The 6,791-nt window shown below is 73.4% G+C and carries 5 protein-coding genes and 1 pseudogene; all 6 read right to left on the bottom strand.

The window, feature by feature from the left end:
• Positions 1–151: 151 nt before the first annotated feature.
• A complete protein-coding gene (locus B7R87_RS34240) occupies positions 152–781 on the bottom strand; it encodes an acyltransferase domain-containing protein (RefSeq protein WP_198965105.1) in 630 nt (209 codons plus the stop codon).
• Between the two features lie 73 nt (positions 782–854).
• Positions 855–3,311 (bottom strand): annotated as a pseudogene (locus B7R87_RS32675) (type I polyketide synthase); the annotation flags it as partial.
• Between the two features lie 163 nt (positions 3,312–3,474).
• Positions 3,475–4,218, bottom strand: a complete 744-nt coding sequence (locus B7R87_RS32670; RefSeq protein ID WP_157997836.1) for an SDR family NAD(P)-dependent oxidoreductase — start codon at positions 4,216–4,218, stop codon at positions 3,475–3,477.
• The gene (locus tag B7R87_RS32665; protein WP_157997835.1) at positions 4,107–5,252 is read right to left on the bottom strand and encodes an acyltransferase domain-containing protein; all 1,146 of its coding nucleotides are present in this window, start codon (positions 5,250–5,252) and stop codon (positions 4,107–4,109) included. The genes B7R87_RS32670 and B7R87_RS32665 overlap by 112 nt, the downstream gene beginning before the upstream one ends.
• A gap of 7 nt (positions 5,253–5,259) precedes the next feature.
• Positions 5,260–5,925 carry an acyltransferase domain-containing protein gene (locus B7R87_RS32660; RefSeq protein WP_157997834.1) on the bottom strand — a complete coding sequence of 222 codons (666 nt, stop codon included), beginning with the start codon at positions 5,923–5,925 and terminating at the stop codon, positions 5,260–5,262.
• A 34-nt stretch (positions 5,926–5,959) separates the two neighbouring features.
• Positions 5,960–6,772: a hypothetical protein gene (locus B7R87_RS33975; RefSeq protein WP_408647347.1), complete on the bottom strand. Its 813-nt coding sequence runs from the start codon at positions 6,770–6,772 to the stop codon at positions 5,960–5,962.
• Positions 6,773–6,791: the final 19 nt, after the last annotated feature.

Below are 6,791 nucleotides of genomic sequence, written 5' to 3'. Positions count from 1 at the left end.
CCGTACCGGACGGCACCCAGGGAAACTCCGCATCCGGGGTCTCGTCGAGGCGAGGAGCGACACGATGCCGGTGACTTCCGCGACCGTGCCCGGGTCGAGGTCCCCGACGTCTGTGGCGGTGAGGACGTCGGCACCGTGGCGGGTCAGCGCTTCAGCCATCGCGGGCGCGTCCGGGTCGTCCCCGACGAGCAGCCAGATGCCGGAGAGCGCAGGCCCGGTGGTGCCGGGGTGGGTGTCGGAGAGCTGCCAGGTGATGCGGTAGCGCCAGTCGTCGGCCGGCCGGCCGGAGCGCTTGACCTCGGGGGTCTCGGGCCAGAACCGGCCGCTGGAACGCATAGGTCGGCAGGTCGACGGTGGTGCCGCTGCCGAGGATGGTGGTCCAGTCGACGGGGACGCCGCGGACATATGCCTCGGCAAGGGAGGTCAGCAGCCGCTCGGGGCCGCCGTCCTCCCGGCGCAGCGTGCCCACCGCGACCGGGTCGCGGTCCTCCAGGGTGTCGGCAATGGCCTGGATGACGACGGGGTGGGGGGACGCTTCGACGAACACCCCGTGACCCGCCTCGCCCAGGACGCGGATGGCGCGGTCGAACTCGACCGGCTCCCGCAGAGACGCGTACCAGTAGGCAGGGTCCATTTCGGGGCCGGTGAGCCACTGCCCGCTCATCGCGGACACCATCGGGATGGCCGCCTCGTGCGGAGTGATGCCGGTGAGAGTGGTGAGGATGTCGGTCCGCAGGGCATCGACCTGCGGACCGTGCGAGGCGTAGTCGACCGGGATCATCCGGGTCCGTACCGCTTCACCACAGGCGTCCTGCAGCTCTTGCAGGGCGCGTCGGGTTCGCCGGAGACGACGTCGCGGAGGGGCCGTTGACCGCAGCGACCGACAGCCGGTCGCGGAAGGGGGCGATCCTGCGCCGTACCGCATCGGCGGGCTCGGCTATCGACAGCATGCCACCGCGGCCTGCGAGGGCAGCGAGGGTACGGCTCCGCAGCGCCACCACCTTCGCCGCATCGTCCAGGGACAGGATCCCGGCGACGGCTGCGGCGGCGATCTCACCCTGGGAATGGCCGACCACGGCATCCGGTTCGACACCGGCGGCCTGCCAGACCGCGGCCAGGGACACCATCACCGCCCACAGGGCGGGCTGGACGATCCCGGCGGCCTCGAAGCCGTGGTGTCCGGCGAGGACGTCGTCCAGCTCCCAGTCGACATACGGGGCGAGGGCGGCCGCGCACTCGGCCAGCCGTGCCGCGAATACGGGAGAGGTGGCGGCGAGTTCGCGGCCCATGCCGATCCACTGGCTGCCCTGGCCGGGAAGACGAACACGGTGCGGCCTGCGCCGGCCGGGGCGACTTCGCCGGTCAGCACACCGGCGGAGGCCTGTCCGGTGGCGGCCGATGCCAGGCCGGTGAGGAGTTCGCCGCGGCCGGCGCCCAGGACGACGGCGCGGTGTTCGAACGCGGAGCGGCCGGTGGCCAGCGACCACGCCACATCACCGGCCGGCAGTGAGGGGCGGGCCAGCAGATGGTCACGCAGGAGGCCGGCCTGGCCGGCGAGGCGGCCGGGCTGTGGCCGGAGACCAGCCATGCGGGGAGGCCGGACGCCGGTGCCAGGACCGCCGGCGCCGGGGATCCGCCGGTCCCGGGAGAGGGCTGCGGTGTTTCGGGGGCAGCCGGGGTTTCTTCCAGGATGACGTGCACGTTGGTGCCGCTGACGCCGAACGCGGACACACCCGCCGCCGCGGCCGGTCACCGGCGGGCCAGTCACGGGCCTCGTCCAGCAGCCGTACGTTGCCTGCCGACCAGTCCACATGGGTGGAGGGGGTCTCGGCGTGCAGGGTGCGGGGCATCCGGCCGTGCTGGAGCGACAGGACCATCTTGATGATCCCGGCGACACCGGCGGCGCACTGCAGGTGGCCGATGTTCGACTTCACCGAGCCCAGCCACAGCGGCCGGTCCCCCGCCGGACGCTCCTGGCCGTAGGTGGCCAGCAGCGCCTGGGCTTCGATCGGGTCGCCCAGCGAGGTGCCGGTGCCGTGGGCTTCGACGATATCGACGTCGGCGGCCGACACCTGGGCGTTGGCGAGCGCGGCGCGGATGACGCGCTGCTGGGAGGGTCCGTTGGGGGCGGACAGGCCGTTGGAGGCGCCGTCCTGGTTGACCGCGCTGCCGCGGATCACAGCCAGGACCTGGTGGCCGTTGCGGCGGGCGTCGGACAGGCGCTCCAGCAGGACCACACCGGCCCCTTCACCCCAGACGATGCCGTCGGCGTCGTCGGAGAACGCCTTGCAGCGGCCGTTGGAGGCCATGCCGCCCTGCTCGGAGAACTCCATGAACGCGCCGGGTGAGGTCATCACCGTGGCACCGCCGGCGAGGGCCATGGTGCATTCGCCGGAGCGCAGGGCCTGGGCTGCCTGGTGGAGGGCGACCAGGGAGGAGGAGCAGGCGGTGTCGACGGTGACCGCGGGGCCGGTGAGGCCGAGGACGTAGGAGATGCGTCCGGAGGCGACGGAGGAGACGGAGCCGGTCAGGCGGTAGCCGTCCAGGCTCTGGTCGTCGACGGGGAGGCTGCTTTCGTAGCCGGAGTGGCTGACGCCGATGAACACGCCGGTGGCCGAGCCGTGGAGCGAGGACGGGGCGAGGCCGGCGCGTTCGATGGCCTCCCAGGAGGTTTCCAGCAGGAGGCGCTGCTGCGGGTCCATGGCGAGGGCTTCGCGGGGGTTGATGCCGAAGAAGCCGGGGTCGAAGTCGGCCACGTCGTAGACGAAGCCGCCTCGCGGACGTAGGCGTTGCCGGCCCGGACCGCTTCGCTGCCGAACTCTGCTTCGAAGGCTTCCCAGCCCGCGGTCGGTGGGGAAGCCGGAGATGGCGTCCGTGCCTTCGGTGAGCAGTTTCCAGAACTGTTCGGGTCCGCGGACGTCGCCGGGGTAGCGGCAGCCCATGCCGACGATGGCGATGGGCTCGCCGCCGGCGGCGGCCACCACCCGTACCGTGCTGTCGGCCTGGGCGGAGCCGAGGAGTTCGCCGTGGATGAAGTCCGCGAGGGCGGCGGAGTTGGGGTAGTCGAAGACGAGGGTCGAGGGCAGGCGGACCCCGGCGGCGGTAGAGAGGCGGTTACGGAGCTCGACCGCGCCGACGGAGTCGAAGCCCAGGTCCTTGAACGCCCGCTGCGGCAGGACGGCTTCGGCCGACTCGTGTCCGAGTACGGCGGCCGCGTGGCCCCGGACCAGCTCTGCGAGGAGCTGGCGCTGCTCGCCGGCGGGCATGGTGTGCAGCCGGGCGGCGAGTTCCGAGCCGCCGCCCCGGGTGCCCGGCTCCCCACTCCCGCTCCCGCTCCCGGTGCCGGTGCCGGTGGTGTCGGTGGTGAGGACGGCGCGGACTTCGGGCAGGGCGGACAGGAAGGGGCTGGGGCGGCGGAGGGTGTAGGTGGGTACGAACCGGGGCCAGTCGAATCCGGCGATCGTCAGGGCGCCTTCACCGGCGTCGAGGACCTGGCCCAGGGCGCGTGTGCCGCGTTCGGTGTCGATGCCTGCCATGCCGAAGTCCAGCAGCCGGTCGCCGTCGTTTCCGGCGGCCATCCCGACGCCGGCCCACAGGCCCCAGGCAATCGAGGGCGGCAAGGCCGCGGGAGCGGCGCTGGTCGCACAGGGCGTCCAGGTAGGCGTTGGCCGCCCCGTAGGCGCTCAGTCCGCCGCTGCCCCAGGTGCCGGAGCCGGAGGAGTAGAGGACGAAGGCGTCGAGTGGGCGGTCTGCGGTCAGTTCGTCCAGGAGCGTCGCGCCGCCGGCTTTCGCCGCCAGGACGTACGAGAGGTCTTCTGCGCCGACTTCTTCGACGGGCATGCGGGTGCCGACGCCGGCGGCGTGGAACACCGACGACAGCGCCGGTCCGCTGGTGTCGATCCAGTCCAGGAGGGTGCTTGTTGCGGTGCGGGCGGCGATGTCGGCGGCGATGACGTCGACGGCTGTTCCGGCGGTGGCGATCGACGCCGCGAGAGCCGCGGCGTTCTCGGCGTGGGGGCCCGAGCGGCTGGTGAGGACCATGCGTGCGGTGGTGCGTTCGGTGAGCCAGTGGGCGGTGATCGCGCCGACGCCGCTGGTGCCGCCGGTCACCAGGACGGTGCCGGACGGGTTCCAGGCCTGGCCTGCGGCGGGGCGGGGGGCATGCTCCAGGCGGCGGCCGAGGATGCCGCGGGCGCGCAGGGCGACCTGGTCCTCCACGCCGTCGGCGAGAACGGACACCAGGCGGGCGGCGGTACGGGGGTCCCAGTCGGGGGGAGGTCGATCAGACCGCCCCAGCGTCCGGCGAGTTCGAGTCCGGCGACGACTCCCAGGCCCCAGACCTGCGCCTGCACCGCACTGGTAACCGGCTCGGCCGTACTGGTGCCCACGGCGCCCCGGGTGACGACCCACAGCGGAGCCGTCACCCCGGCATCGCCCAGAGCCCGTACCAGGTCGACCGTGGCCATCAGGCCGGCGGGGACGACGGGGTGCTGGGGGTTTTCCCCGGACAGGGCCAGGGTCGACACCACGCCCGCTGCGCCGGTGACCGTGGACGGGTTAAGGAGGTCCGGGGTGGTGACGGTGACGGTGCGGGCGCCGCGTGCGGCGAGCGCTGCGGTGACGGTGTCCGTGTCGGGTCCGTCGCCGACGATCAGCCACGTGCCGGACAGGGAGGTGCCGGAGTCGGGAAGGGGTGTCCAGCCGATGCGGTAGCGCCAGTCGGCGACCGTTGCGTCGGCGCGTTCCCGCAGGCGCCAGTCGGTCAGCGCACCGAGGGTGGACTCGGCGGCGTCGACGCCCAGGAGATGGGCCAGGGTGTCCGCGTCGCCCTGCTCGACGGCCGCCCAGAACCCGGCCTCCGCCGGTGTGCCCGCGGTCTGCGGAAGGGCCGGCGGTACTGCCGGCCGCGGCCAGTAGTGCCGGTGCTGGAAGGCGTAGGTCGGCAGGCCGACGGTCGTGCCGGTGTCCAGGACGGTGGTCCAGTCGACGGCCACACCCCGCACGTGGGCTTCGGCGAGGGACGTCAGCAGCCTTTCGGAGCCGCCGTCCTCCCGGCGCAGGGTGCCTACGGTGACCGGGTCGCTCTCGTCGAGGGTGTCGGTGATCGCGTGGATGACGACGGGGTGGGGGGAGGCTTCGACGAACACACCGTGGCCCGCCTCACCGAGGACGCGGATCGCGCGGTCGAACTCCACCGGCTCGCGCAGGGATGCGTACCAGTAGGAGGGGTCCATTTCGGGCCGGTGAGCCACTGCCCGCTCATCGCGGACACCATCGGAATCCGGGCCTCGCCCGGGTGATGCCGGTGAGGGCGGTGAGGATGTCTTCGCGCAGGGCGTCGACCTGCGGACCGTGCGAGGCATAGTCCACCGGGATCATCCGGGTCCGCACCACTTCACCACAGGACTCGGCAAGTTCGCGCAGGGCATCCGGTTCGCCGGAGACGACCGTTGCGGAGGGGCCGTTGACCGCAGCGACCGACAACCGGTCACCGAAGGAAGCGATCCGGGCCCGGACGGTGTCGGCGGGTTCGGCTATGGAGAGCATGCCGCCGCGGCCTGCGAGGGCGGACAGGGTACGGCTCCGCAGCGCGACGACCTTCGCCGCATCGTCCAGGGACAGGATCCCGGCGACGGCTGCGGCGGCGATCTCACCCTGGGAATGGCCGACCACGGCGTCGGGGGTGACTCCGGCGGCCTGCCAGACGGCGGCCAGGGAGACCATGACGGCCCACAGGGCGGGCTGGACCACACCGGCGGCTTCGAAGCCGTGGTGTCCGGCGAGGACGTCGTCCAGCTCCCAGTCGACATACGGGGCGAGGGCGGCCGCGCACTCGGCCAGCCGTGCCGCGAATACGGGTGAGCTGGCGGCGAGTTCGCGGCCCATGCCGATCCACTGGCTGCCCTGGCCGGGGAAGACGAACACCGTGCGCCGGTGCCGCCGGGGGCGACCTCACCGGTCACCACACCGGGCGCTGCCTGACCGGTGGCGGCCGATGCCAGTCCGGTGAGGAGTTCGTCGCGGCCGGTGCCGAGGACGACGGCGCGGTGCTCGAACACCGACCGGCGCCAGCGACCACGCCACATCCTCCGCCGGAGGGCGGGCTACGAGGTGCTCGCGCAGACGGCCCGCCTGGCCGGCGAGGGCGGCCCCGGCCGGAGACCAGCCAGGCCGGGAGGCCGGGTGCCGGGGCGGACCGCCGGCGCCGGGGTGCGCCCGCCCCGGAGGCAGGGGCGGCGGGGTCGGGTTCGGGGGGGGTTCGGGGCGGGGGCTTCTTCGAGGATGACGTGGGCGTTGGTGCTGATCCCGAACGCGGACACTCCTGCCGCGGGGGGGCGGCCAGCGCGGGCCTCCTGGAGCAGGCGTACGTTGCCGGCCGTCCAGTCCACATGGGTGGGGGGGGTGTCGGCGTGCAGGGTGCGGGCAGGACGCCGTGCTGCAGGGCCATCACCATCTTGATGACACCGGCGACACCGGCGGCCTGGGCGTGCCCGAATGACGGAGCCGATCCACAGGGGCCGGGGCGGGCGCTGGCGGCCGTGGTGGCGAGGGGCTCGATGGGGTCGAGGGTGGTGCCGGTGCCGTGGGCTTCGACGCGTCGACGTCGGCCGCGGAGAGCCGGGCGTTGGCGAGGGCGGCGTGGATGAGCGCGCTGGAGGGGCCGTTGGGGCGGACAGGCCGTTGGAGGCGCCGTCCTGGTTGACGGCGCTGCCGCGGATGACGGCGAGGACGGGGTGTCCGTTGCGGCGGCGTCGGAGAGTCGTTCCAGCATGAGCATGCCGGCGCCTTCG

Source organism: Streptomyces tsukubensis (assembly GCF_003932715.1).
Classification (GTDB): Bacteria; Actinomycetota; Actinomycetes; order Streptomycetales; family Streptomycetaceae; genus Streptomyces; species Streptomyces tsukubensis.
This window is presented reverse-complemented; position numbering and strand designations above follow the sequence as displayed.

Coding starts and splice junctions, on each gene's coding strand:
- B7R87_RS34240 (WP_198965105.1), bottom strand. CDS start 781: ATGATCCCGGTCGACTACGCCTCGCACGGTCCGCAGGTCGATGCCCTG.
- B7R87_RS33975 (WP_408647347.1), bottom strand. CDS start 6,772: ATGCTGGAACGACTCTCCGACGCCGCCGCAACGGACACCCCGTCCTCG.